23 protein-coding genes, 1 tRNA gene and 1 pseudogene are annotated in these 26,305 nt (G+C 64.5%); 18 read left to right on the top strand and 7 right to left on the bottom strand.

Annotation, left to right across the window (positions count from 1 at the left end; genetic code table 11):
- Positions 1–420: 420 nt before the first annotated feature.
- The gene (locus AC1DE3_RS05670; protein WP_476852187.1) at positions 421–894 is read right to left on the bottom strand and encodes an Hsp20 family protein; all 474 of its coding nucleotides are present in this window, start codon (positions 892–894) and stop codon (positions 421–423) included.
- Positions 895–1,104: 210 nt separating this feature from the next.
- Here AC1DE3_RS05670 and AC1DE3_RS05675 point away from each other — a divergent pair, with 210 nt between their 5' ends.
- Positions 1,105–2,160 (top strand): alpha/beta fold hydrolase, encoded by a 1,056-nt coding sequence (locus tag AC1DE3_RS05675; RefSeq protein ID WP_476852188.1) that lies wholly within the window; start codon positions 1,105–1,107, stop codon positions 2,158–2,160.
- Here the strand turns inward: AC1DE3_RS05675 and hisN are convergent.
- Together hisN and AC1DE3_RS05685 are read right to left on the bottom strand one after the other, a co-directional pair.
- On the bottom strand, positions 2,065–2,847 hold the full coding sequence (gene hisN / locus AC1DE3_RS05680) for a histidinol-phosphatase (protein ID WP_476852189.1): 783 nt from the start codon (positions 2,845–2,847) through the stop codon (positions 2,065–2,067). The genes AC1DE3_RS05675 and hisN overlap by 96 nt on opposite strands.
- Before the next feature lie 313 nt (positions 2,848–3,160).
- A complete protein-coding gene (locus tag AC1DE3_RS05685) occupies positions 3,161–4,081 on the bottom strand; it encodes an N-formylglutamate amidohydrolase (RefSeq protein WP_476780220.1) in 921 nt (306 codons plus the stop codon).
- A 224-nt stretch (positions 4,082–4,305) separates the two neighbouring features.
- Between AC1DE3_RS05685 and cpdR the strand changes: the two genes are divergently transcribed.
- The 7 genes from cpdR to AC1DE3_RS05720 all read left to right on the top strand — a co-directional run bounded on the left by cpdR (position 4,306) and on the right by AC1DE3_RS05720 (position 8,559).
- Positions 4,306–4,665 carry a cell cycle two-component system response regulator CpdR gene (cpdR, locus tag AC1DE3_RS05690; RefSeq protein ID WP_038363805.1) on the top strand — a complete coding sequence of 120 codons (360 nt, stop codon included), beginning with the start codon at positions 4,306–4,308 and terminating at the stop codon, positions 4,663–4,665.
- Between the two features lie 267 nt (positions 4,666–4,932).
- Positions 4,933–5,007 (top strand) — tRNA-Val (locus AC1DE3_RS05695).
- 329 nt (positions 5,008–5,336) lie between these two features.
- Positions 5,337–6,179, top strand: a complete 843-nt coding sequence (locus AC1DE3_RS05700; RefSeq protein ID WP_476852190.1) for a hypothetical protein — start codon at positions 5,337–5,339, stop codon at positions 6,177–6,179.
- A 183-nt stretch (positions 6,180–6,362) separates the two neighbouring features.
- A complete protein-coding gene (locus AC1DE3_RS05705; protein WP_476852264.1) occupies positions 6,363–6,563 on the top strand; it encodes a helix-turn-helix domain-containing protein in 201 nt (66 codons plus the stop codon).
- 79 nt (positions 6,564–6,642) lie between these two features.
- On the top strand, positions 6,643–6,993 hold the full coding sequence (locus AC1DE3_RS05710; protein ID WP_476852191.1) for a hypothetical protein: 351 nt from the start codon (positions 6,643–6,645) through the stop codon (positions 6,991–6,993).
- Positions 6,981–7,826, top strand: a complete 846-nt coding sequence (locus AC1DE3_RS05715) for a tyrosine-type recombinase/integrase (protein WP_476852192.1) — start codon at positions 6,981–6,983, stop codon at positions 7,824–7,826. The genes AC1DE3_RS05710 and AC1DE3_RS05715 overlap by 13 nt, the downstream gene beginning before the upstream one ends.
- A 10-nt stretch (positions 7,827–7,836) precedes the next feature.
- Positions 7,837–8,559 (top strand): hypothetical protein, encoded by a 723-nt coding sequence (locus AC1DE3_RS05720; protein ID WP_476852193.1) that lies wholly within the window; start codon positions 7,837–7,839, stop codon positions 8,557–8,559.
- A gap of 175 nt (positions 8,560–8,734) precedes the next feature.
- Here the strand turns inward: AC1DE3_RS05720 and AC1DE3_RS05725 are convergent.
- A pseudogene (locus tag AC1DE3_RS05725) lies at positions 8,735–9,736 on the bottom strand (phosphohexomutase domain-containing protein).
- A 336-nt stretch (positions 9,737–10,072) separates the two neighbouring features.
- On the opposite strand from AC1DE3_RS05725, the gene AC1DE3_RS05730 reads away from it, so the two are divergent.
- On the top strand, positions 10,073–10,933 hold the full coding sequence (locus AC1DE3_RS05730) for a ferredoxin reductase family protein (protein ID WP_476852194.1): 861 nt from the start codon (positions 10,073–10,075) through the stop codon (positions 10,931–10,933).
- A 188-nt stretch (positions 10,934–11,121) separates the two neighbouring features.
- Here the strand turns inward: AC1DE3_RS05730 and AC1DE3_RS05735 are convergent, their stop codons facing one another.
- Positions 11,122–12,138, bottom strand: coding sequence for an NAD-dependent epimerase (locus tag AC1DE3_RS05735; protein ID WP_441510717.1), 1,017 nt, complete (start codon positions 12,136–12,138; stop codon positions 11,122–11,124).
- On the opposite strand from AC1DE3_RS05735, the gene AC1DE3_RS05740 reads away from it, so the two are divergent.
- The 4 genes from AC1DE3_RS05740 to pgm all read left to right on the top strand — a co-directional run bounded on the left by AC1DE3_RS05740 (position 12,085) and on the right by pgm (position 17,175).
- Positions 12,085–12,378: a hypothetical protein gene (locus tag AC1DE3_RS05740; protein ID WP_441510724.1), complete on the top strand. Its 294-nt coding sequence runs from the start codon at positions 12,085–12,087 to the stop codon at positions 12,376–12,378. The genes AC1DE3_RS05735 and AC1DE3_RS05740 overlap by 54 nt on opposite strands.
- 51 nt (positions 12,379–12,429) lie before the next feature.
- Positions 12,430–13,866: a mannose-1-phosphate guanylyltransferase/mannose-6-phosphate isomerase gene (locus tag AC1DE3_RS05745; protein ID WP_441510537.1), complete on the top strand. Its 1,437-nt coding sequence runs from the start codon at positions 12,430–12,432 to the stop codon at positions 13,864–13,866.
- 74 nt (positions 13,867–13,940) lie between these two features.
- Complete coding sequence (locus AC1DE3_RS05750) at positions 13,941–15,287, top strand: UDP-glucose dehydrogenase family protein (protein WP_476780012.1); 1,347 nt, start codon at positions 13,941–13,943, stop codon at positions 15,285–15,287.
- Positions 15,288–15,522: 235 nt separating this feature from the next.
- Positions 15,523–17,175, top strand: coding sequence for a phosphoglucomutase (alpha-D-glucose-1,6-bisphosphate-dependent) (gene pgm, locus AC1DE3_RS05755; protein WP_441510536.1), 1,653 nt, complete (start codon positions 15,523–15,525; stop codon positions 17,173–17,175).
- A 301-nt stretch (positions 17,176–17,476) separates the two neighbouring features.
- Here the strand turns inward: pgm and AC1DE3_RS05760 are convergent, their stop codons facing one another.
- A complete protein-coding gene (locus AC1DE3_RS05760) occupies positions 17,477–18,730 on the bottom strand; it encodes an NAD(P)/FAD-dependent oxidoreductase (protein ID WP_441510535.1) in 1,254 nt (417 codons plus the stop codon).
- Positions 18,731–18,882: 152 nt separating this feature from the next.
- Between AC1DE3_RS05760 and AC1DE3_RS05765 the strand changes: the two genes are divergently transcribed.
- From AC1DE3_RS05765 to AC1DE3_RS05785, 5 genes are all read left to right on the top strand, one after another.
- Positions 18,883–19,761, top strand: a complete 879-nt coding sequence (locus AC1DE3_RS05765) for a MurR/RpiR family transcriptional regulator (protein WP_441510534.1) — start codon at positions 18,883–18,885, stop codon at positions 19,759–19,761.
- 46 nt (positions 19,762–19,807) lie between these two features.
- Entirely contained in the window at positions 19,808–21,376 is a 1,569-nt protein-coding gene (locus AC1DE3_RS05770) for an ABC transporter substrate-binding protein (protein ID WP_476852195.1), read from the top strand.
- Between the two features lie 133 nt (positions 21,377–21,509).
- Positions 21,510–22,442 (top strand): ABC transporter permease, encoded by a 933-nt coding sequence (locus AC1DE3_RS05775; RefSeq protein ID WP_441510532.1) that lies wholly within the window; start codon positions 21,510–21,512, stop codon positions 22,440–22,442.
- On the top strand, positions 22,439–23,284 hold the full coding sequence (locus tag AC1DE3_RS05780; RefSeq protein WP_441510531.1) for an ABC transporter permease: 846 nt from the start codon (positions 22,439–22,441) through the stop codon (positions 23,282–23,284). The genes AC1DE3_RS05775 and AC1DE3_RS05780 overlap by 4 nt, the downstream gene beginning before the upstream one ends.
- 43 nt (positions 23,285–23,327) lie before the next feature.
- Complete coding sequence (locus AC1DE3_RS05785) at positions 23,328–24,809, top strand: M81 family metallopeptidase (RefSeq protein ID WP_441510530.1); 1,482 nt, start codon at positions 23,328–23,330, stop codon at positions 24,807–24,809.
- A 69-nt stretch (positions 24,810–24,878) separates the two neighbouring features.
- Here AC1DE3_RS05785 and AC1DE3_RS05790 read toward each other — a convergent pair whose 3' ends face one another.
- Positions 24,879–26,258, bottom strand: coding sequence for a patatin-like phospholipase family protein (locus AC1DE3_RS05790; protein WP_476779898.1), 1,380 nt, complete (start codon positions 26,256–26,258; stop codon positions 24,879–24,881).
- Positions 26,259–26,305 lie beyond the last annotated feature (47 nt).

The raw sequence follows: 26,305 nt of genomic DNA on the forward strand, positions 1-26,305 counted from the left end.
ACGCGCGAGGGCCTGGAGATGCCTGTCGAACTCCTCCCGGACCGCCTTGTTGCTCTTGATCACGGTGTGGGTGTTGCAGGCGGAGCATCGGATCGACGCTTCGTTGGCGGCTCCGGTAACGGCGTACAGGGATCGATCGTTCGAACCTCGGCGATTTCGCCCTTGTCTACTCTCCAGCTCGGCCGGAATGCCGAAATTGGAGCAGAGCGGGTTCTTGCAGAAGTTGACGTTCACCCCTGCAAACGGGGGAGGGAGGCGAAGCCGCCTCGCTCCTTCCGAAGATATCTCCGGCATCTCCGATCCCCCAACGCCTTGCGCAGTAAGGGGGATCGGTGAAGGGCGAGTTAAGATTCCACACTTAGGCTAGTGGCTGGCCCGTTTCCGGGAGCCTTTCTCTTTCAGCCCAATGGACCGATCGGATTACGCGGCTTTGGCGGTCTCGATCTTGGCTTCGAGAACCTTGGCCGAACTGGCACCGATCGGAATCTGGCGCGGCTTCTTGGCCTCGGGAATCTCGCGCACGAGGTCGATATGGAGCAGGCCGTTCTCAAGGCTGGCTCCGGTCACCTGTACGTAGTCGGCGAGCTGGAAGCGGCGCTCGAAGGCGCGGGCGGCGATGCCCTGATGCAGGACTTCGCGCTTCTCGGCGCCGCCGGAAACCTGTTTCTCGCCCTTGACGGTCAAGGCATTTTCCTTGGCCTCGATGGAGAGGTCAGCCTCGCCGAAGCCCGCAACCGCGATGGTGATGCGATAGCCGTTCTCGGCAGTCCGCTCGATATTGTAGGGCGGATAGCCCGGCGCGGCGTCGCTGCTCGTCGCCTGATCGAGGAGATTGAACAGGCGGTCGAAACCGACGGTCGAGCGATAGAGAGGGGAAAGATCGAATTGACGCATGACATGTCCTCCGAAGAAGCGACAATTTGGTCGGCCCGCCTCGCCTGAGCGCGGGCCTGGTTTGGGTCTGCGCAGCCGGTTCCGGCCTGCGCATCCATGATCTGGGTTGGCTTTCCCGCTTTTCAAGAGCCCCCGCCGACGGGCATAAGCAAAGCTCGTAAGCAGTTCGGCGACCGATGAGGGCGGGCGGTCGCGATGCGGAGAGAGCCGATGGCCGAGGCCGTTCTTTTTGCCCATCCCGGCTATCCCGTGCCGGGCCACAGCAAGGTCTGGTTTGCCTGGACCAATGACGGCGCCAACTTGCGCTTCGCCAGTTGGCGCCCGACGGTCAAGCCGGCGCGCGGCACGATCGTCGTCGTGCAAGGCCGGGCCGAGTTCATCGAGCGCTACAGCGAAACCGTTTCGGAGCTACGCCGCAGAGGCTTCCATGTGCTGAGCTTCGACTGGCGCGGCCAGGGCGGCTCGCAGCGTTTCGTCCGGCGCGAACGCAAGGGCCATGTCGGTCGCCTCAAGCACTACGAAGCCGATCTCGCTCTTGTGATGGCGCAGATGCAGGCAAAGTTCCCGCCGCCCTATTTCGTCCTCGCGCATTCGATGGGGGCAGCGCTCTGCCTCGACGCCGCCCGTCATGACGCCCTGCCGGTGTCGCGCATGGTGGCGCTTGCCCCCATGCTCGGCCTCACCATGATCGCGCACCCGGCCCGGGCCAGCCGCCTCGCGAGCCTTCTCTATTGGCTGGGTTTGGGCCGTGCCTTCGTCCCGGGCGGCGGCGATACGGCCATCGCGACGAAACCCTTCGAGGGCAACCGGCTGACGAGCGATGCCGTCCGCTACGCCCGCAACAGCGCGCTCTCGGCCGAGGCACGCCATCTCAGCGTCGGCGACCCGACCATCGCCTGGGTCCGGACAGCCTTTCGCCTGATGACCCGTCTCAACGCCCCCTCGGCCGCGCTGGAGGTGAAGGTGCCGACGTTGATCATCGCCGCCGGGCAGGACCCGGTGGTCTCGACACCTGCAATCGAGCGTTTCGCCGCGCGCCTCAAGACCGGCTCCGCGCTGGTCCTGCCGACGGCGCGACACGAAATCCTGATGGAGAACGACGCGATCCGCGGCCAGTTCTGGGCCGCCTTCGACGCCTTCATCCCCGGCGAGGACCAGGCTGCGGCCGCCTCACCCGGCGAGCCGCGCGAGGGCGACCTCATGCAGCGCCTTGCTGCCGGCAGCGAGGATGCGCCCGCCCCCGGCGGCGCTGCCGCCATCCCATGAGGTGACCACGCCGCCGGCCCCTTCGATGATCGGGATCAGAGCGACGATGTCATAGGGCTTAAGGCCGCTTTCGATGACGAGATCGACATGGCCTGCCGCCAGCATGCAATAGGCGTAGCAGTCGCAGCCATAGCGCGAGAGCCGGACCTGCTTTTCGACACGGCCGAAAGCCTTCGCCTCCTCGCCTTTGAACAGCGCCGGCGAGGTCGTCATCAGCGTCGCGGCAGCGAGATCGGCGGTCGCCCGCGTCCGCAGCTTCCGCGGGCCGCCCGGCCCCTCATAGCGTGCCTCGCGCCCGTCGCCGGAATAGCGCTCGCCCGAGAAGGGCTGATGCATCATGCCATAGACCGGCACGCCGTTGCGGGTCAGGCCGATCAGCGTGCCCCAGACCGGGATGCCGGAAATGAAGGCCCGCGTTCCGTCGATCGGATCGAGCACCCAGACATAGTCGGCTTCGGTGTTCTCGCTCCCGAACTCCTCGCCGAGGACGCCATGAGCCGGGAACTGCCGCTTGATCATGTGGCGCATCACCGATTCGCCGGCGCGGTCGGCCTCCGTTACCGGGTCGAACACGCCGCCCTGCGACTTGTCCTCGGTCGCATGATGCGCGCGGAAGAACGGCAGGATCGCCCGCCCCGACTGCGTCGCCAGCTCCGCGACGAAAGAGCCGAAATCGACTGCGCTCATGAACCGGTCTCCAATTTGCTGCTCCGCAGCATAAATGCCGTAGAATACGAGTTCCGAAACAGGCTCGATCGCCAAAATTCCGCGAAAAACACGAAAATTAGCGCGCCGTCATGCGACACGCGCATGACGCCTGCGATTTTGGTCAATTTCGCTTGTGTTTTGCAGCGCACTCTCATATTGTGCACTGCGAAGGGGAGATGACCTCAAACCTTCATTGCCCTCCTTGGGCGTTTCCTCCCTAGACTTGGGCCGCCACGCAAGTGTGCGGCCCTTTTTTCTTGTCTGCCGGCTCTGGTTCCGATCGTCGGCAGCCTTATTCGGCAGCCTCGCGCCAATCGTCGAGCCAGCCGCTCCAGCGCGCGAAGCAATCAGCCATCGCGCTCGCGATCGCCTGCTCGACTGCCGTGAAGCCCACATGCGGCTCCAGCGTCGCTTCGTTCATGTAAAGCGCCCGGTTGACCTCGATCTGCAGGGCATGGACCCCCGCAGCCGGCGCGCCGTAATGCTCGGTGATGAAGCCGCCGGCATAGGGCCGGTTGCGGGAGACGCTGAAGCCGAGCCGCGTGAAGGCCTGTTCGGCGATGTCGATGATATAGCCCGCCGCGCTCGTACCGAAGCGATCGCCCAGGATGATGTCGGACTTCGACAGCCCGTCCCGGTCGAGCCCGGCTGATGGCATCGAATGCGCGTCGACCAGGATGCAGGTGCCGAACGCCCCTTGGGTGCGCTGGACGAGCCCGCGCAAGCCAGCGTGATAGGGCCGGTAAAGCCCGTCGATTCGCGCAAGCCCCTCCGCGATCGGGATGCGCCCGAAATAGATCTCCTGCGCGTCGCCGACGATGCGGGGAATGGTGCCGAGCCCGCCGGCAACCCGCATCGAGCGCGTATTGGCAAAGGGCGGTACCCGGCCCTCGAACATGCGCGGATCGAGCTCATAGGGCTCGCGGTTGACGTCGAGATAGGCGCGGGGGAATTCCGCCACCAGCAAAGGCGCGCCCAGCGCGACGCTTTGCCCGAACAGGCGGTCGACGAAAGCGTCCTCCGAGCGCCGGAGGCTGCGCAGCGGCAGCCGCGCCGCATCGACGAAGCCACGCGGATAGCGCCTTCCCGCATGCGGCACGTCGACTACCACCGGCACGACCTGAAGTGCCGGCTGATACAGGCTGAACGGCCGCTCGATCTCGGCGACGACGTCGTCGGGGTCTGGCGGGAAAGGGGCGGAGAACGCGCTCATGTCCCACGAGAGAAGCACACAAACCCGGCCGGTTGAAGCGATGACGTGAAGCGGTGGAAATCCATGCTCGGATTCACCCGTTGTTTACCATGATGGCGCCTTATAGGCCTGTATGGTTCCCACTGCGCGGACAGGCGAGTACGCAGGCCGTTTCCAAGGCCCGGCGGACTTCCCGTACGCCAGACGCATCGAAACGCAGGCCTCAGGACGGACAGAACAGGCCCATGACGAAGATACTGCTCGCGGAAGACGACAACGACATGCGTCGCTTCCTGGTCAAGGCCCTGCAGAATGCAGGCTATGACGTCGCTTCCTTCGACAATGGCCTGTCGGCCTATAATCGTCTCCGCGAGGAGCCGTTCGAGCTGCTGCTCACCGACATCGTCATGCCGGAGATGGACGGCATCGAGCTGGCACGCCGCGCCACCGAGCTCGATCCCGACATCAAGGTGATGTTCATCACCGGCTTCGCCGCGGTCGCGCTCAACCCTGATTCGCAGACGCCGAAGGACGCGAAGGTGCTCTCCAAGCCCTTCCATCTGCGCGAGCTCGTCAACGAAGTCGAGAAGCTGTTGGCGGCTTGAGAAGCTGTTTGGCACCGTGCTGCGGCGTGCCGAATGGCGGTGTTTTTCGAGAACCGGAGCGAAGCATACGCTTGTATGTGAGCCCCGGAAGCGCGGAATGCGCCGCCAGTCGACCGCCGCAGTCGGAGATGCCAACAGCCTCGTAGAATTTATGCGGCAAACGCCTTGCAAGCTGCCAAGCGAGCCGCTATAGCCCCCTCACCTCGCAGCGTGGTCGCGGCCAACACGGCCCGGACACGCTACCGAAAGTCGCTTTCAGCGGCGAACGGGCGCGTAGCTCAGCGGGAGAGCACTACGTTGACATCGTAGGGGTCACAGGTTCGATCCCTGTCGCGCCCACCATTTTACAAGCCCCGGAAATCGCTTCAGAAAAGCGATTTCCGGGGCTTTTGATTTTGGCCTCGGAAACAACGGCCAAAATGCCATTTTGCACGCAGTTTGCACGCAGGCGATTTTTCAGCACCGGCCGCACCTGGCGAACGCCCGCAGCCCAGAGCAACGCAGACCTCGCGATTCGGGGTTCGCCATCGAAAGCATCGCCGGCGACCACCGGCGTCGACGGGCGCGCCTGTGCATAACCCTCACGGACGCTTGGCGGAATGAGTTGATCATTCTTGTTATGATGTGATGTAACAAAAATCATGTCAACTCAGCTGACTGGTTCACAATCAATGCCGGCCCCGAAGTCCACTGAGCCGAACTGGATCGCCCTCTCGCTCCCATTCTTTGAGGGGTTTCAAGCGACCACTAGGTCGTCTCGAACCGCATTCCTGCAGCGCATTAGCGACAAGGTCGGCAAGGCCACCAACACCGTCTATCGACAATTTCACGCGCTGGCCTACCTCGCTTCGAAAGGTGTCGATCTCAACCAATTGGCGCTCCAGTACCCGCCGCTGATGTCGGTTGAAGCGATCGCCAGGATCGGCAAGGAGGATCCCCAGCAAGAGGCTGATTTTCTGGGGCAGCTGTTGAGAGGAGAAGGCAGCGTCAGGGATTTTCGCGATGCGGCCATGCTCAAATACCGGAAAAGTCGTCCGCTCGACGCTTTGCACCGCGTGACGCTCTCTCAGCTCCTAAGAGCCCATCTGTTCCCGCAATCCACCTATTCAGCAGTGGTCCCACCCTTGCTGGGACGCGGCTTTTCGATCGCGCCGCTCCATGAACGTCATCAACGCAGCGCGCTCGTCATCAACCAGGGAGTTCCCAGGAAACAGACCGCGATTCTGATCGCAGATGACCGCGATCCCCTTAGCCATGCGCCGGATTTCGACGCCCTATTCGAGGCAACGATTCTGCGCTCCGTCGTAATCTGCGACAGGGTCATCGTCGTCACTAACATGACGCTTCCGCGCTTCGACAGCACACTTGCGGTGATGAAGCTCGAACTGCGCGCGATCATTCATGTCGAGCGCTGCGATCTCGATATCGAGATCGATCTTACGCTGCCTGCGCGCAACGAGAGGTTCGACACGCTGGTTGAGTACCTGGAAAAGCACGCGGTCCGCCCGGCCTGAACGAAGATCGGGAGCGCCCGCGTCCGGGCGGACGTCGCCCCTCCGCCCCCTCGGCAAAGTGGCGATCCCCATTTCGCGCAACAGAAAGCTTGACTCTCTTCATTTGGTACATTCTTGTTACATTAATCGTAACAGGAATTCGCCATGCCGAATCGTGCCCCTTACCCCGACCTGCCGTCCGTGATGACGGCGAGCGAAGTCGCTGGCTGCTTGCGTGTGTCCAAGGCGACAATCACGCGCTTGGCTCGCAGCGGCGCCCTGCCGGCAATGCCGGTCCCTGGCCGCCTGCTTTTCGTCTCGGATGAAGTCGCGCTCTTCATGAAGCGAGGCCGCAGCGCCCCGACGAAGCAGCCCGAGCCGTGCGACGAGCTCCCTGCCCTCTAGCAGGGGCTCGACCAAGCCTCTCTTCCATCCAAGCCGATAGCTGACGTTCCGGCCACCACCGTGGCCGCGTGGAGGCACTATGCCCGCGACCTACATCACCATCGAAAATTTCGGCGTGTACGCGCTCGTTCGACATCAGAACGGGATCTTCTACATCGCCTGGTACGATTCGGACGTTCGGCAGACCAGGCGCCGCAGCCTGAAAACCAAGCTGAACAGCGACGCGACCGACCGCGTCAGGCAGATCAGCGAATTGGGGATGACGGGCGACCCCAGCGCTGCACTGGCAACAAAGCCCGTCCGGACCGTGGTCGATGTCCTCGATGAACACCGGAATTATGTGAAGGGCCTGGCCTCAGTCGAGGCCGAGACGATCCATATTGATCTGATCTGCGCATCCGCATCGCCAGCAAGCGCGTGGCTGCGCTGACCCTCCGGGATTTTGAGGCACTGCGCGACGACCGGGTCGCGAAAGGCGCCAAGATCAGCACTGTCAGCCGACGGCTTTCGACACTGAGATCCGCCATCAAGCGCGCGGTCGACAACAAGCAGCTTTCCGAGAAGGACGCGCCGAAGATTCCGGAATTTCGGACCGCCAACCATGTTCGCGCGGCCGAGCCCAAGGGTGATCCCTGCGGCACCACTGCTCTCGCAAAACTGTACGATGCCACCAACGAACCGCATCTCCAGTTGTACTGGGCTTTGCTGTTCGCCACTGCGGGACGCCAATCCTCGGTCCTCGAAATTGAGGGGGGCCAGATTGATCGCGAGCATTCGTTGATCGACCTCAACCCAAAGGGCCGTATCCAGACGGACAAGTATCGCCCCATGCTGCCGATCCAGCAGTCGCTGCAGCCATGGCTGGCTTTGCTCCCCCGGGGACGCCTCATCACCTGGCGCGAGAAACCGGTTGCCAGCGTCAAGACTGGGGTTAGGCGCGCCATTGCCCGCGCCGGCCTGCCCGATGACATCAACAGCTATTCGGTCCGCCACAGCCTTGGCCGCTTCATGACACGCGAGGGCATCGATCCGGGGCAGATCAGTGTTTGGCTCGGCCATGTCAGGCCGCCCCAGAACAACAAGACCACCCTGATCTATTCGCCTTTCCCGCCGACCTACATGATCGATGCAAGGAAGGGGGTCGAGAAGTTCGTCGGGGAGATCGCGGCTCAGGCAAAGACGCCGCTGCTGCCGCCGCCGGAGGTCGTCAAGGCCTACCTGCAGCGCCTCATCACGATCGAAAAGCGCGACCGCGAAGGCTGAGGCGACAGACATGTTTGCCTTCGTTCGCGCCGCTCCGATCAAGAATGCCAATTATCTGACCGCGATGAGTCGCCATGCCAGGAGGCTCGATGGGCGAAGCGAAATTCGCTCCGGTGCGATCGCCGGCACGGCGCTCGTGTGGCAACCACCCAACACGCCGCAATTCGAGGACTGGCGCGACTACCGCTCCAACCTGCACCTGCATCTGCGCGAGCACAGTGCCCATATTCGCAAGCGTGCGGCCCTCGGCCTGCATCTGCTCGTGGGCGTTTCGCCAGCATGGGTGGAGGAAACAGGGTCACTCCACGCCATGGACAATCCCCGCAACGTCGCGCTCTTCAACGAGGCGCTCGCCTGGGTCGAGACCTGGGCCGGCGGGAAGTCAATCTTCGGTGCCCGGTTAGACCTCGACGAAGCCGGCGGCGCAGTTGCCGACATCTTCTGCGCCCCGATTTTCGAGGAAGCACACAAGAGCGGTCGAACGCGACTTTGTGTCAGCAACCGCAAGGCATTGAAGGGCCTGCAGGCCAGCTATGGCACGACGAAGTCCTATATTGCGCTTCAGAGTTCCTGGCACGCTTGGGCGAAGCGCGCCCTTGATTATCGCCTTCGGCGTGGCGAACCAGCACTGCAGACAATGCGCCGGCATCTGTCGGTCACAGCGTTCAAGGAAATGATGAAAGCGCAGAACCTCGAAGCAGAAGCGAACGAATCTTTCGGGTTTCGTGCCTGAGGAACGCACCATTGTGATCCGGAATATGGACGTTATCGGGATAAGGCAGCCGCGCTTAGGCTAACCAGCGAACTTTTCACGGCCCGCATTATCGCGTGCTTCACCGAATAGCCCTTTCACATCTCCAGCCGGTTCAATGTTCCTTGTCGAAGCGCGGTATCGGCTTCTCGGCGCGTCAACGGGTCTGAGCGGCCGCGAAGGCGAGGTTCTCGGCGAGCAGCGCTTCGGCGAGAGCCGGCGTGGCAGCCTCCACATAGACGCGCAGCTCGGGGGCATTGCCCGAGGCCCGGAAATGCACCGTGCTGCCATCGGCCAGGGTCAACCGCAGCCCGTCGCGGCGGTCGCGTGCGACCACCCCGCCATGGGCCGAGAAGCTGTCGTCGCGCACGGGTGACATCCGAGCCGAGCAGCACCCCGCCATTGGCCTCGAAGCCGACGACGACGGCGGCGCCTTCGTTTGCGGCCTGTTCCATGCCCGCGATGACATAGGGCGAGCCGACGCGCGTGCGGACCACGCGCGCGAACAGCCCCGGCAGGTCGAGGGCGGAATTCGAGGTGACGGGAGTCGCGATCGCATCGGCACCGAGAAATTGCGCGGTCAATGCGCCGACGAGATCGCCGCGCAAGAAAACGCCTTGCTCATCGGCGACGAGGGGGCGATCCGCGTCGCCATCCGTCGAGACGATGGCATCGAGCCGCTGCTCGGCGGCCCATTGCCGCGCCAGGGCCTCGTCCTCAGGGCGCAAGGCTTCGGTATCGACGGGGATGAGGCTGTCGCTGCGTCCCAGKGGCAGAGCTTTCGCGCCGAGCGCCGCCAGCACCGCGCAGATCGCGTCCCGGCCGACGGAGGAATGCTGGTAGACCCCGACGGTCAGGCCCGCCAGCGCCGAGCTGCCGAAGAAATCCGCATAACGGGCCTGGTAAGCCGTCAGCGCATCATAGGGGGCCGCCTTGACCTGCGCGGCCGGCATCGCGCTCAGGCCCAACTGCTCATGCCAGGCCAGGATCTTGGCCTCGTCGGCCTTGTCGATCTCACCCTGCGCCCGGTAGAATTTCAGCCCGTTGCGGTCTCGCGTAGCATCGCGCAGAAGGCGCGAACATGGCTGTAGCTCGGCAGGCCGACGAGTTCGCTGACGAGACCGCGCAGGCCGGAGGTTCCGAATTTCAGGCTGGTCATGAGAGGCCGATCGTCCCGAGGTCGAACGCTGTTCAAAGGATGGTAATGACGCAGAGGTACCGGGGCGCCATCCGGAGTTCGAATTGTGCGTAGCGCCAACGACGAGCGAAGGAAAGTCGTACGGGCGGTGGCCACGGGCTATCCGGGCAGCCAGGCGTACCTTCTGATGTCCTTGCCCCTGGTCGAGCGTGCACCAGGGTGCTGCCGGCCTCCTGGAAAGGTCACAAAATGGCGGTCGGCGGCTGCTCGACTGCGGCCGGGCTTGACCTCCATCAATGACGCGCCTCACAGCCCGTAGCGTTTAATTCTCATCCTCCATGGAGAATTTCGACGGCGATGCGGAACATCAAATACGCATTCTGGTGCCTGTTAGCCCTGTTGAGCCTTCTGTGGCTGGCGGCCGAGCCGGCGGCGCCGCTCGGTGTAGTGATGGCGCTGCTCCTCGCCTCCGGCACCTATGCGGCAACCATCGTTCTGCTGCGCCGTGTCGGCGCCGGTCGGCAGGTCGCGGGCAGGATCGCCTCGCTCCGGCACTATCCCGGCGTGCGCGTCGTCGAGGTCGAGATCGATGTGCCGGAAGGCTGGCCCGGCCATAAACCCGGGCAGTTCGCCTTCGCGACGTCGGATGTTCGCGAAGGCGCGCACCCCTACACCATCGCCTCGGCATGGCATGACGATCACCGCCGGATCACCTTCATCGCCAAGGAGCTCGGAGACCACACGAGCCGGCTGCGGGAGAAGCTGAGCGTCGGCCAGAATGTGAAGGTCGAGGGGCCCTATGGCTGCTTCGACTTCGTCGACAGCCAGCCGCGGCAGATCTGGATCGGTGCGGGCATCGGCATCACGCCGTTCATCGCCAGGATGAAATACCTGGCCCAGGGGCGGTCGGCGTGTCCGGACCAGCCGCCGCCGGAGGTGGACCTGTTCCATCCGACCACGGATGTCGACGAGACCGCGCTTTCCAAGCTCAAGGCGGATGCCGAGGCCGCGAACATCCGTCTGCATATCTTCGTCAGCGGCCGGGACGGCCGACTGACTGGGGATCGCATTCGCGCGGCCGTGCCGGAATGGCGCGCCGCCAGCATGTGGTTCTGCGGCCCCTCGGACTTCGGAGAGGCGCTGCGCGCGGATTTCGCCGCCGCTGGATTGCCGGTGACGGAGCGGTTTCACCAGGAACTCTTCGCGATGAGGCCCTAGCAGGCGGTCGATCCCATCCATCGGGATGCGGGACCGCGCGTGCGCCGTGGATGTGGGGGCAGCATAGGAGGGTGAGGCTTACCGAAAAATGGGCGCCTTGATCGCTGCCGAAAGCCGGGGCGGGCTGTCAGCCCAATGCATCCCTTGCCCTCGCTGTCACTCGATAACCTGCTACGCTCGCTTCGCCCTCAAATGCTGTAGAAGGAGCGATACCATTCGACGAAGCGCGCGATGCCTTGCTCGATCGGTGTTGCCGGGCTGAAGCCGGTGCGAGCCGCCAGATCGCCGACATCGGCGTAAGTCGCCGGCACGTCGCCGGGCTGCGATGGCAAGTGCCTCTTGATGGCCTTGCGTCCGCAGGCCTCCTCGATCACCGCAATGAAGCGGTCGAGCCGGACCGGCGTGTGATTGCCGATATTGTAGAGGCGGAACGGCGCGGACGCCGTTGCGGGATCGGGATCGGAGGCATCGAATTTCGGGTCGGCAGTGGGCGGCAGGCCGGCGAGCTTCACGATCGCCTCGCGGATATCGTCGACATAGGTGAAGTCGCGACTCATCTCGGCCTCGGCGTAGACGTCGATGGGCTGGCCCTCGAGGATAGCCTTGGTGAATTTGAAATACGCCATGTCCGGACGCCCCCAGGGGCCGTAGACCGTAAAAAAGCGCAGTCCGGTCGTCGGAATGGCGTAGAGGTGCGAATAGGCGTGGGCCATCAATTCGTTCGCCCGCTTGGTCGCGGCATAGAGCGATACCGGATGGTCGGCGCGGTCATGCTCGCTGAACGGAACCTTGGCATTGGCGCCGTAGACCGAACTCGATGAAGCGTAGACGAGATGGTCGACCGGATGCCGGCGGCAGGCTTCGAGGACGGAGAGGAAGCCGTCGAGATTGGCGCTGGCATAGGCGCGGGGATTGTCGAGCGAGTAGCGCACGCCGGCCTGAGCGCCGAGATGAATGACGACCTGCGGCCGGAATGCGGCGAACGCCGCTTCGAAGCCGTCATAGTCGGCAAGGTCGCTCTGCTCGAATGAGAAGCCGTTGCGCGCCTGAAGGCGATCGAGCCGCGCTTGCTTCAGTGCCGGATCGTAGTAGGGGGTGAGGCTATCGATGCCGAACACCTCTACACCCGCATCCAGGAGAGCCTGCGCGACGTGAAAACCGACGAAGCCGGCAGCGCCCGTCAAAAGTACACGTTCAAACGGCAGATTGGCTTTCATGCGATCATCTTCGTTCGTGCGGCTCTGGCGTGTTATTCGCGATGCGCCTCAACGTCGCAAGCGTTGCGCGACGATTTTGACGTGCAGACGGGGGCGATGCTTGTTCGGGGGCGCTTGCGGCGGCGCAGGGGGACGCCGATCGCCGAAAGCACGGCCGAGCGGCGATCGTCTTGGTTCGCGACGGGCACCTCCGCCGGGATGCGACCGGATCGATTGCATCTCGGCTGATTTCGTTTCAGGACAACTTTCACTCGCTGCGCCGAGGAGCCAAATCGACAAATGATCATCACACCTCTGATCATGGCCGGCGGGGCAGGAACGCGACTCTGGCCGGTCTCGCGCGACTCGATGCCGAAGCAGTTCATCAATCTGCTGGGCCACGGACTCTCGACGTATCAGGCCACGCTCCTCAGGGTTCAGGGCGCGCCGTTCGGGCGCCCGGTCGTGATCACGAACCAGGAGTTCCGCTTCGTCGCGGCCGAGCAGATGCAGGCGCTCGGCATCGCCGGCGACATCATTCTTGAACCGGAGCGGCGCGATTCCGCGGCGGCTGTCGCGGTCGGCGCCCTCTTCGCGCAGCGACGGTCGCCTGACGCCGTCGCCATCGCGCTCGCGGCCGACCATGTCGTGATGGACGCGGATGCTTTCCGGAGCGATTGTCTGGCGGCTGCCGAGCTCGCGGCGGACGGGCTGATCATGACGCTGGGCATCGTCCCGACGGCGCCTTCGACAGCGTACGGCTATATCGAACCGGGCGAAGTGCTCGGTGCCGAGAAAGCGAAGCGTCTTTCGCGTTTCGTCGAGAAGCCGAATGCGACAACGGCGCAGGATTATCTCGATCGGGGCTTCCTCTGGAACAGCGGCAATTTCGTTTTTTCGGTCGCCACCATGATCGAAGAGCTGGAGCGGTTTGCGCCGGAGGTTCTCGCCGGCGCGCGCGCCGCCTTGGGCAGCGCCAAGACCGATCTCGACTTCATCCGGCTTGATCCGCAGGCGTTCACGGAAATCACGAAAACCTCGATCGACTACGCCGTCATGGAGAAGACGACGAAGGCGGGTGTCCTGGCTGCGGGGTTCGACTGGTCCGATGTCGGCGCCTGGGATTCGATCCACGCGGTGGGGATCAAGAGCGATGACGGTAACGTCATGCATGGTCCGGTCGTTGCCATCGACACTTCAGGCTCCCTGCTGCGCAGCGACGACATGCTCGTGACCGGCATCGGCCTGCGCGACATGATCGTCATCGCGACACGGGATGCCGTCCTGGTCGCTCCGCGGTCCGAGGCGGCCAAGGTGAAGGTGCTTGTCGAGCAGCTCAAGGAACAGCGGAGGCCCGAGGCGAGCGAGCATCTGCGCATGTACCGCCCCTGGGGCTGGTATCAGCGGATCGACATCGGCTCGCGCTTCCAGGTCAAGCGCATCAACGTCAAACCCGGCGGCAAGCTGAGCCTGCAGAAACATTTCCATCGGTCGGAGCACTGGATCGTGGTCCGCGGAACGGCGGAAGTCACCCTTGATGAAAGCGTCACCTACATCCACGAGAATGAATCGATCTATCTGCCGATCGGCTGCACGCATCGGCTGGCCAATCCCGGAAAGATTGACCTCGAGCTCATCGAAGTCCAAGTCGGCAGCTATACCGGCGAGGATGATATCGTGCGGATCGAGGATATATACGCCAGGGCCTGCGGGCTGGGGCGGCCAGGCGAGATGTGAACAGCCGATGCGTGCGTGTTTCGGAAGGCGGCGCCTTTCTGGGCCGGAGCGTCGATGCTGCCGAGGAGTGAATGATGAAGATCGTTATGATCGGTTCCGGCTATGTCGGCCTGGTGTCGGGCGCGTGCTTTGCGGATTTCGGCCATGATGTCGTCTGCGTCGACAAGCAGGAAAGCAAGATCGTCGCGTTGAAGCGGGGCGAGATCCCGATCTTCGAGCCGGGTCTGACCGATCTCGTGCGCAGCAATGCCGCGGCTGGCCGGCTGTCCTTCACGACCGATCTCGCAGGTCCGGTCGGGCAGGCCGATGCGGTCTTCATCGCGGTGGGCACCCCGTCCCGGCGCGGCGACGGCTTCGCCGACCTCTCCTATGTCTATGCGGCGACACGCGAGATCGCGCAGGCTTTGAGCGGCTACACCGTCATCGTCACGAAATCGACGGTCCCGGTCGGAACGGGCGACGAGGTCGAGCGGATCATCCGCGAGTTGCGTCCGGACGCCGAGTTTGCTGTCGTGTCCAATCCCGAATTCCTGCGCGAGGGCGCGGCGATCGAGGATTTCAAGCGGCCGGACCGCATCGTGATCGGCGCCGAGGAGGAGCGGGCGCGCACGATCATGGCCGATGTCTACCGCCCGCTCTACCTCAACAGCGCGCCCATCCTGAATACGAGCCGTCGCACCGCCGAGCTGACCAAATATGCGGCGAACGCGTTCCTGGCGACCAAGATCACCTTCATCAACGAGATGGCGGATCTGTGCGAACAGGTCGGCGCCAACGTGCAGGACGTGGCCCGCGGCATGGGGCTCGACAATCGGATCGGCAACAAATTCCTTCACGCCGGCCCCGGCTACGGTGGATCCTGCTTCCCGAAGGATACACTGGCTCTGATCAAGACGGCCCAGGATCATGGCACGCCGGCGCGCATCGTGGAGACCGTCGCGGCGGTGAACGATCAGCGCAAGCGCGCCATGGGCCGAAAGGTGGTGGCGGCCTGCGGCGGATCGGTTCGCGGCAAGACGGTCGCGGTGCTCGGTCTGACCTTCAAGCCCAACACCGATGACATGCGCGATGCCCCCTCACTGGCGATCGTTCAGGCGCTGCAGGATGGCGGGGCCGCGATCCGCGCCTACGATCCTGAAGGCATGGAGCAGGCCAAGGCGGTGCTGCCTGCCGGCGTGACCTACTGCGCGGATGCGTATGATTGCGTGGCCCAGGCGGATGCCGCCGTCATTGTGACCGAGTGGAACATCTTCCGCGCGCTCGACCTCGACCGCGTGAAAAGCTTGATGGCTGCTCCGGTTCTCCTGGATTTGCGCAATATCTACCGGCCGGAGCAACTGCGCGCGAAGGGCTTCACCTATGTCGATGTGGGGAGGGGCCTTCCGCCGGACGCGCCCGCCAAGGCGATCGACGCGGCTTAGGGCGCCGGACCGAAAAGTGGAATCCACTTTTCGGAGAAATCCCGTTCCTAAACATCAGGTTAGATCGCGCTTCGCGTCCAAAGAGACGTGCGGCCGTGCAGCTGTCGGCTGGACGATCATGATTCCGAGACATTAGGTTGCGATGTACCCTGGGGAGTCTCTCCCGGCGCCGGTTGGCGTCTGGCGATTCTTCTGCCGGACGCAACGACCCTCGAACGGATTTCAGAGATTCAGCATGTCCAATGATGTCAGTCCATTTGCGGGAAAGCGGCTGGAGCAGGGCATGCTCGTCGATGTGGCGGCTCTCAATAATGCCTATTTCGAGCAGCCAGACCCGTCGCAGCGCTCTCAGCAGGTGGCTTTCGGCACGTCCGGCCATCGTGGCTCGGCCTTCTCGCTGTCGTTCAACGAGGCCCATATTCTCGCCATCGCCCAGGCGATCTGCCTCTATCGCCAGGCGCAGGGCATAGACGGGCCGCTCTTCCTCGGCATTGATAGCCATGCGCTTTCGCGCAACGCTTTCGAAACGGTGCTGGAGGTCTTCGCTGCCAATGGCGTGGCCACGGTGATCGACGACAAGCTCGGCTTTACGCCGACGCCGGTGATCTCGCACGCGATCCTGACCTACAATCGTGGCCGCACCTCCGGCAAAGCAGATGGCGTGGTCATTTCGCCCTCGCACAACCCTCCGGCGGATGGCGGCCTGAAGTACAACCCGCCGCATGGCGGCCCGGCCGACACTGATGCCACCGGCTGGATCGAGAAGAAGGCCAACGCCCTCATCGCCGATAAGCTCGCCGGGATCAGCCGCATCCCCTATGAGCGGGCGCTGAAGAGCGAGCATGTCCGCCGGCACGACTACATCAGCGGCTACGTCGCCGATCTTGCCGATGTCGTCGACATGGAGGCGATTGCCAGGGCCGGCGTCTCCATCGGCATCGATCCGCTCGGCGGGGCCGGGCTCGACTATTATCAGCCGATCATCGACCGCTATGGTTTGAACGCGACCATCGTCAGCACGGAGGTCGATCCGACCTTCGGCTTCATGACCGCGGATTGGGACGGCAAGATCCGCATGGATTGCTCCTCGCCCTATGCCATGGCGAGCCTGATCGGCATGCGCGACAAGTTCGACGTCGCTTTCGCCAATGATACGGATGCCGACCGGCATGGCATCGTCACCCGCAGCGGCGGGCTGATGAATCCCAACCATTATCTGGCGACGGCGAGTGCCTATCTCTTCGCCAACCGGCCGGGCTGGAGCCGCGATGCCGCTATCGGCAAGACCGTGGTGTCGAGCGCGATCATCGATCGCGTCGCGGCCAAGCTCGGGCGCGGCCTCGTCGAGGTGCCGGTCGGCTTCAAATGGTTCGTCGACGGCCTGATCTCGGGCGCGTTCGGCTTTGCCGGCGAGGAGAGCGCCGGCGCCTCCTTCCTGCGCCGGGACGGCACGGTCTGGACGACGGACAAGGACGGAATCATCCTGGGCCTGCTCGCGGCCGAGATCACCGCGAAGACCGGCGCTGACCCCAGCGTCTTCTACGGAAAGCTGACGGCCGAGCTGGGCAACCCCCGCTATGCGCGGGTTGATGCCCCCGCGACATCGGCACAGAAGGCGATCCTCAAGACCCTGTCCGCCGAGCAGATCACGACCAAGGAACTCGCGGGTCAGCCCATCACCGCCATTCTCAACGAGGCGCCGGGCAACGGCGCTGCGATTGGCGGCGTGAAGGTAACCGCCGCGGACGGGTGGTTTGCCGCTCGCCCCTCCGGCACCGAGGAGGTCTACAAGATCTACGCCGAAAGCTTCCGCGACGAGGCGCATCTGGCGGCCATCCAGGAGGATGCGCGGCGCATCGTCGGCGCGGCGATCGGTGGGGTGGCCTGAGGAGGCTTCGGCGAAATTCGCGACAGCCCGGTCTCCTGCCGGCCTTGCCTCCGGCAGGGGGCTCATGATGCGCCGCATCATCGATCAATGGGGATAGGCTTGAGAATTTTATTCGATTTTTGCCCCGATATGGCAGTCTGACCGGACGGATTCGGGTTCGATAGACAATAATAGCTCGGAGGGGCATCCGTGATCTATGTCGGGATTTTTTACCTCGCCTGCGCCGCCGTGTTCCTGCAGCTCGTGGAGGGTGCGCCCGTCATAGAGTGAGAAGGCTGGGTCATGACCCGCCTGAACCGAGCTATTTCGCCAGGAAACGCTCGGCCGCGAAAGGCGCCATGTCGCAGAAGGTCGGAGCGCCGGTCATGGCCTCCGCCAGCAGCCGCCCTGTCGCGGGGCCAAGCGTGAAGCCGTGATGGGCGTGGCCGAATGCGAACCAGAGGCCGGGATGCCGGGGTGCACGGCCGATTACGGGGAGCATGTCGGGCAGGCAGGGACGTGCACCGCGCCACGGCTCGGCATCCAGACGCCGCCCCAATGGCATGATGCCTCGCGCGATCTCTTCGGCGCGGTCGAGTTGCCAGGTGTCGGAGGGCTGGTCGCGCCCGGCCAGCTCGATCCCCGTCGTAAGCCTGACGCCGCGCTGCATCTGCGTCAGCACGAAGCCGGCCCGAGCATCGCAGAGCGGGTGGCGCGGAGCCAGTTGGGACGCAATCTCGTAGTGCATGTGATAGCCGCGCTTGAATCCCAGCGGGAAGCGATAGCCGAAGCGCCCGTAAAGCTCCTTCGACCAGGGCCCCAAAGCGGCGACGACCTCGGATGCCTGCCATTCGCCTGCTTCGGTTGGTAGACGCCAGCCCGGATGCTCTTGCCTCAAGCCCTGCGCGTCGGCCTTTGCCACGATGCCGCCACGGGCCGCGAAGAGCGCTGCGTAAGCGCGCGTGACCGCTCCGGGGTCGGTCACCGTCGCAGGGTCGCGCCAGTGAATGGCACCGGTTATCGCGTCCGGCAGCAGTCCGGGCTCGCGGTGGTGCAGGTTCTGGTCATCGAGCACGTCGTAGGCAAGGCCGTAGGATTGGAGATCCGAAGCCGCCCTCGTCGCTTGCTCGAACCCGCGCCGGTCGCGATAGAGCTCGATCCAGCCGCCGCTTCGCATCAGCGCTTCGGTTCCGGCCGCCTTCGTCCAATGGTTGTGTTCCTCGATGCAGCGCTCGATCAGCGGCAGGATTGCGCGGCCCAGCTTGTCCAGGCGCGCGGGCGCGGAATTCCGCCAATAGCGAGCGAGCCACGGCGCCATCCGCAGCAGCGTGGCCGGGCGGTAGCGCACCGCGATCGAGCGGTTCGACGCGAAAGCGGCAAGCGTCGCGAAGTCGCGGGGAAAGGCATAGGGGACCACCGAGGATCGTTCGATCAGCCCCGCATTGCCGTGGCTCGTCTCGGCGCCGGGCTCGCCGCGGTCGACCAGCAAGACCCTGCGGCCGCGTTCCTGCAGATGCAGCGCAACGCTGACACCGACGATTCCGGCGCCGAGCACGATCACATCGGCATGTCGCATGGCAGTGCTCATCGCGCGGGAATGCCCGTCTCCATCCGCCCGAAGCGGGCACCGGCAAGACGAGCCTCAAACGGAGAGGGTTTGCAAGAAAATAAAAATCATTTGACGACGTGAAAGAAAAATTTCTTGATGAGGCATCGCCGGGAGTTTCGATGTCTCAAACCCTTCGCCAGAGATTGCAGGCTTGCCTCGCCAACGGCTCCAAGGCCGACAAGGCGCTGGCGAGCTACATGCTGGCGCAGCTGCCGAGCCTGCCCTTCGAGACGGCGGCCAGCCTGGCGGAGAAGGTTTCTCTCAGCGAGCCGACGGTCGGGCGCTTCTGCCGGACGCTGGGGTACAAGAGCCTCAAGGACCTCAAGGGCAGCCTCGCCGAGGAGATCGGGGACCGGCCCTGGCTGATCAGCGACCGGCTGCGCGATTTCCAGCAGCGCAGCCTCGCCGGCGACGACCAGCTCGCGCGCAGCCTCCAGCTCGAGATCGCCGGTCTCGTCAGGCTCTACGAACTCGCCCAGAGCGAAGAGTGGAAGCGGGTTGCCCGCCGCCTGGCGACGGCATCCTCCGTCTACGTCACCGGCTTCCAGACCGAGCGCGGCCTCGCGCAATACCTCGCCAACCAGCTCCAGTATCTGCGTGACGGTGTGCATCTCGTCGACCTCGCGGCCGGCAATTTCTCTGACCTCCTGCTCTCGGGCGAGGCCGGGCGCCATCTCGTGATCTTCGAGGCGCGGCGCTATTCGCGCATGGCCAAGGTGCTGGCGCAGGAAGCGAAGGCAGCCGGCATTCCGACCACCCTCGTCACCGATTCCTTCTGCGACTGGGGCCGCGGCCTCGTCGACGAGATGCTGGTCGTCTCGACCGAGTTCAACCTGTTCTGGGACTCGACCGCTCATATGGCGAGCCTGAGCAATCTGCTGATCAACGCGGTCTTCGTCGAGCTCGGCCCGCAGGTCGAGCAGCGGCTGAACCGGATGGCCGAACTCTATGGCCGCTTCACCGGCCATGTCGGCGACAGCTCAGGTCCTCTCGGCTGAACCATCCAAGCCTTTCGCAACATCTCGAAACATAAGGGGAAACGGGATGAAGACGATGATCAAAGGGAGCCTTCTGGCGTTGGGCCTCGTCTCCCTCGCCGCGACCGCCGCGCCGGCGCAGGAGGCGACGTTCGTGATGACCGCGCGCCTCGTCGGCGCGCCGACCTACAATCCGGTTAAGGCGACCAAGCTCAACACCGCCACCACGCTGATCTTCGACCGGCTGGTCGTGCAGGATGCCGATCAGAGTTTCCATGGACAGCTTGCTGCGTCGTGGGAAGCGAGCCCCGACGGCATGCAGTGGACCTTCAAGCTGAAGCCCGGCGTGAAGTTCCACAATGGCGAGCCGTTCAATGCCAGGACGATCGAATGGTGGGTGCCGCAGTTCAAGGGCACAGAAAACGCCTTCACCGTCGAGGCGGTCGACCGTGTCGAGGTCGTCGACGATCTGACGGTGCGCTTCCACATGAAGCATCCCGACCCGAACCTGCTGTTCAACCTCGCCAGCTCCTTCATGTGCATTCCCGAGCCCAAGGCCTATCAGGCCCTCGGCGACAAGTTCGGCGTGACGGAGGCCGTCGGCACCGGCCCCTACAAGATGCAGCAGTTCACCGTGGGCCAGCAGACCGTGCTGGTTCGCAACGACGACTATGCCTGGGCGTCGGATTTGTCGGCTAATAAGGGGCCGGCCAAGTTCAAGAAGCTGACCTTCCGCGAGATCGCCGAGGAATCGACCGCCTATCTCGAACTGAAGACCGGCGGCGCCGACCTGCTCGTCAATGTCCCGACCGACTTCCTGCCGCGCATCCAGGCCGACAAGGCGGTGAAGCTCGTCACCATTCCCGGCAACGAGCTGGTCTATATGCCGATCAACACCAGCGTCGAGCCGTTCACCGACATCAAGGTGCGTGAAGCCACCGCCTTCGCCGTCAACCAGAAGGAGATCCTGACCAGCCTCTATGGCGGCAACGGTGCGGCTGCGGACACCTTCCTGATTTCTTCGCTGAAGGAGTCGCAGGTCGATCCGAAGTTCAAGATCTCCTTCGATCCCGAGCGTTCGAAGAAGCTGTTCGACGACGCCGGCTGGAAGGCCGGCCCCGACGGCATCCGCGTCAAGGACGGGAAGCGCCTCGAGGTGAAGCTCTGGACCCAGAACGGCACCGAGTTCAAGCGCCTCGTCGAGATCGTCCAGGCCCAGCTCAAGGCTGTCGGCGTGCAGGCCGATATCAGCATCATCGATGCCGGCTCGATCAACGCGCAGTATCGCAAGAAGACCGAGCACCAGCTGGCGATCCGCTCTTATCAGTGGACCAATGCCGATATCGTCGACTGGTTCTTCGCTGCGAAGCGCGCCGGCTACCCCAATGTCTCGATGTTCAACGATCCCGAGGCGGAGCGGCTGAACGACATCGCCATGAACAAGTCGAAGACCTGGGACGAGCGCGTCGCGAACTTCACCAAGTATCATGAGTACGTACTGTCGCAGTACGCGTTCGTGCCGATCTACCAGCCGGCGCAGAGCCTCGCCTATGGCAAGCGCATCGCGATGCCCGGGAAGATCCGCGGCACCGGGCTCTACGGGCCGACCATGCTCGACATCGCCCCGGCGAACTGAGCCTTGATCGCCGCGTCCGACAGGACGCGATAACGGCGACCAATTTCTTTGTTGCCGCATCGGATTCTTCCGAAAAGTGGATCCCACTTTTCGGTCCGATGCTCCAGGCCACGGCCGCACACGGGAGAGACCCTTGCTGCGTTTCGCGATCCGGCGGCTCGCCATGCTTGTGCCGGTGTTCCTCGCCGTCTCGCTGGTGATCTTCATGATCATCCATCTCGTGCCGGGCGACCCGCTGGAGCATCTGATCCAGGTCGGCTCGTCGCCCGAGCAGCGAGCGCAGATGATCGCCCGCTACGGCCTCGACCAGCCGCTGCTCGTCCAGTACGGGCGCTGGCTCGCCAAGGTCGTGACCGGCGATCTCGGCGACGCCATCGTGATGCGTCAGCCGGTCGCGCAGCTGATCGCCGAGAACATGCCGCACAGCCTCGCGCTCGGCGGCACGGCGCTCCTGTTCTCCACCACCGTCGGTATCACCGCGGGCGTGCTGGCCGCCTCCTTCCGCGACAGCCTGTTCGACCGGGCCGTGATGGGCTTCATCCTGCTTGGCTCGACGCTGCCGAGCTTCTGGCTGGCGCTGCTGATGATCCTGATGTTCGCGGTGCAATTCGAGTGGTTCCCGGTCTCGGGCGCCCGGAGCTGGGATGCGCTGGTGCTGCCGGCTCTGACCATCGGCATTGGCGGCACGGCGCTGATCGCCCGCGTCACCCGCGCTGCGATGGTCGAGATATCCGGCCGGGACTTCGTGCGCGTGCTCAAGGCGAAGGGGCTGCCGTTCTGGCGCATCCAGCTCCGGCACGTGCTCCAGCAGGCGATGCTGCCGGTGATGACCATTCTCGGCCTGCGCATCGGCTGGATCCTCGGCGGCGCCGTCACGGTGGAATATGTCTTCGCCCGTCCGGGCCTCGGCTCCCTGCTGATCACGGGGCTCGGGCAGCGCGATTATCCGCTGGTGCAGGGCTGCCTCCTGATGCTCGCCATTGCGGTGATGCTCGGCACGCTGCTCGGCGACCTCGCCCAGGCGGCGCTCGACCCGCGCCTGCGCGAAGCGATGGGTGCCCGATGAGCCGTTCGTCCCTCGTGTCCCGGCTCGCGCGCTCGCCGCGCGGCGCCCTCTGCGCCCTGTTCCTGATCGCGCTCGTGCTCTGCGCCATCTTCGCACCCTGGATCGCGCCCTATGATTATGCCGCGCAGAAGCTCAGCCTCGCCAACACGCCCCCCTCGGCTGCGCATTGGCTCGGCACCGACGAGTTCGGGCGCGACCTGCTCTCGCGCATCATCCAGGGCGCCCGCACCTCGCTCAGCGTCAGCGTGCTTTCCATCGCCCTTTCGGTGATCGCGGGGGCGACGCTTGGCGCCGCTGCCGGCTATTTCGGCGGCATGTTCGACCGGGCCGTCACGGTCGTGGTCGACCTGACCTGGTCCTTTCCGGAGATCCTGCTGGCGCTGATCCTGATCGCCATCCTCGGGCCGGGCCTGCATTCGACGGCGATCGCCATCGCCATCGCCTATCTCGCCCAGTTCACCCGGCTGACGCGAGCGCAGGTCATGGCGCTGAGAGGAGAGCTCTTCGTCGATGCCGCCGTGACGGCCGGTGCCAGCCCCGCCCGCGTGCTCTTCCTGCATCTGCTGCCGAACGCGATGACGCCGGTCATCGTCGCGGGCATGCTGGCGACGGGGGATGCCATCGTGCTCGAGGCGACGCTCGGCTTCTTCGGGCTGGGAGCCCAGCCGCCGGTGCCAAGCTGGGGTGCGATGATGAGTTCCGGCACCGCCCAGATCTTCATCGCGCCCTGGATCATCATCTTTCCCGGCCTCGTGATCGCCACGACCGTGATCGCCATCAACCTGTTCGGCGACGCGCTGATCGAGGCGCTCGATATCCGCCGGCCGCTGCGCGACGGCTGACGCCTGCCACCACCGAGAAGCAGAAAAAACCGCGAGGAACGCCATGACCTTCACCGTGCTGACCGCCGAGTTCTCGCATGAGAGCAACACTTTCAGCCGTTGCCCGGCCGACCTGTCCGCCTTCGAGGACCGCGGCATCAGCCTGGGCGAGGCTGCCATCGCCGAGCGCGGCGAGGCCAATACGCCGATCGCCGGCTTCCTCGATATCGGCCGCCCGGCCGGTTGGCAGGTGGTCCATGCGATCAGCGCCGCCGCGCAGCCCTCCGGCCCGGTGACGCGCGAGGCCTTCGATCACATCGCCGGCGTCATCGTCGATGCGGCGAAGGCGCATCGCGGGGCGATCGATGGTGTGCTGCTCGGCCTGCACGGCGCGATGGTCACGGGTTTCTGCGAGGATGGCGAAGGCGAACTGCTGGAGCGCCTGCGCGCCGTGCTCGGACGCGACGTGCCGATCGGCATCACGCTCGACCCTCATGCCAACGTCACCCGGAAAATGACGGAGCTGGCTGATATCGTCGTCTCCTACAAGACCTATCCGCATGTCGATGTCCGCGAGACCGGGCGGCTGGCGGCCGGCATCATGCAGCGGACGATGGCCGGGGAAATCAGGCCGGTGACGCTGCGCGCCGAGCGGCCGATGCTGGAGGAGGTCAATGGCGGGCGCACCGATATCGGCCCCATGGTCGAGCGCATCGCCAAGGCCAAGGCCTATGAGGAGGAGGCCGATGTCTTCGCGGTCAGCGTCAATGGCGGCTTCGGCAACGCCGATATCGCCGAGGTCGGCCCGACCGTCCTCGTCACCTGCCAGGGCGATCACGAGCGCCACAGTGCCTTTGCCGAAGCGCTCGTCGAGGATATGTGGCAGCGCCGCCACGACAAGGTCACGCCATTCCTTACGGTCGAGGAGGCGGTTGCCGAGGCGGCCGGCTATGTCGCGACTTCCGGCCCGCTCATCATCGCCGATTATGCCGACAATCCCGGTGGCGGCGGCTATGGCGACGCGACCGGACTGCTGAAAGGCATGATCGCGGCCGATCTGAAAGATGCCTGCTTCGGACCGATCGTCGATCCGGAGGCTGCGGCCGAATTGCACCGGGCCAAACCGGGCTCGACAGTATCCATCCGGCTCGGCGGCAAGGTCGACCCTGAGATTGGCGGGGGGCCGCTTGCGCTCACCGGCACGCTCCTCAGCCTGAGCGACGGCGATTATGTCGGCGACGGGCCGATGATGGGCGGGCTGCATGCGAGCTGGGGCCCCTGCGCGGTCCTGCACGTCGGCGACGTCGAGATCCTCGTCACGACGATCCGCGCGCAGATGAACGATCTCCAGCAATTCCGCGCTTTCGGGATCGATCCCGCTGCCAAGCGCGTGGTGGCGCTGAAGTCGATGCAGCATTTCCGTGCCGCCTTCGAGCCGATCGCTGGCAAGGTCATCGTCTGCGACAGTGGCGCGCTCTGCACGCCCGATCTCACCAAACTGCCCTATCGCCGCGCGCGCCGCCCGATCTTCCCGCTAGACGCATAGCGGGGATCGGTCACGCGGTCCGGCAAACGCCCTCCGCGCGGTCAGCGATATAGGGCTCCGCAATCGGGATCACCGCGTGGCGATGATCCGATCGTGCCGGAGACCGGCAGCGAGAAGGTCGCGCCCGAGGCCGGAGAGGAAATCGACCTCGTCGGCCTTGAGCGAAAGCTTGTAGCGGAGCCGGAGAATGCGGGCTCTCGCCTCGGGCGCGCGTATATCGGCCAGGGACAGCCTTACGAGCCTGACCTCGAGCTTGTCGCAATCCTGTGTTCGCACGGCATCGCAACGCCAGCGGATCAGGCGTTGCCGCCAGCGCCCGGTCTCTTCCTGCAGCCTGTCGAGACTGGCCCGGCTTGAATTGTCGATCATCGCGTCGATCGAGGCCGTGATGGCGTCCAGCGCTCCCGGGCCGTCCGTTGTCGTCGACATGTCGCCGCCGACGCGCAGCGAGGCGTCGGCTACGATCACGACGATGCGCCTCACCTCCCGCGCGGTCGCCTCCGGGAGCGGCGACGGCGCCGGTCCGCGCATCGACTTCATGAGGTTTTGGGTGGCCAGATTGTCGACGAGCCCGCCATCGAGCAGCTTGAGGTAGCGCAGGTCAGGAGCCGTCGCGTAACGCGCTTGCGTTTCCTGAAGATGGGACACGACCGCGGAACTTGCTGCCGGCGTCGCAGGGACGCCCGGAACAAGCGGACAGGCCGGGTTGAAGTTTTCCAGGACGATTGGCGCAAACAAGACCGGCACGGCTGACGATGCCGCGACGGCATGAGATAGCGGGAAGCTGTTGTAGTCGCTGCAGATCGTGCGGAAGCTCGCGCGATCGAAGGAGAAGGGTGCGCGGTTATAGAGGTCCGTCGCGTGCAGCAGGAGGCGCGGCCCTCCCGTGCGTTCGAGGTCGCCGAGCGTTGCGCCATGGTAGAGATGGGCATCGAGCCAAGCCGCCAAGCCGGTGAGGTCATTGATGCCGCCGCGATAGCCGCGCAGCAGATTGTCCGGCGTGATGGCGGTCCGCAGCGACGCTTCTGGATCCCGGTCGAGGAAATCGTGCTTGAAGGCCGGTATGCCCGACGGGCCGTGCAAGGCGAGATAGGCCGCCAGCATGCCGCCGCCCGAAACGCCGGCCACCACTGCAATATCGTCGGCGAGGGTCCGGCCGGTTTCCTCGGGGTCCTGTTGCTCGGCGAGCGCCGACAGAACGCCGTATCCGAAAGCGGCAGAACGGGCCCCTCCGCCTGACAGAGCCAGCACGACGGCAGTTTTTCGCGGACGCACGGTCGATGAGCGCGCGCCTATTGACGCCGTGATGTCCGTCAAGGGCACGTTCGAGGGAGGATTGGAGGGGCTTGCGCAAGCCGTCAGGTCGACCGACAGCGCCACTGCTCCCAAAACCTTGAATGCCTTCTTCCAGCAGCCGGCAGTCGGCTGGCTTGGCGGCTTGAGAACCATGCGGGCGCAATCTCCATCGCCCGCCGTCTTCTCTTGTCGAGACGCCC

Source organism: Allobosea sp. 10L417 (genome assembly GCF_056395485.1).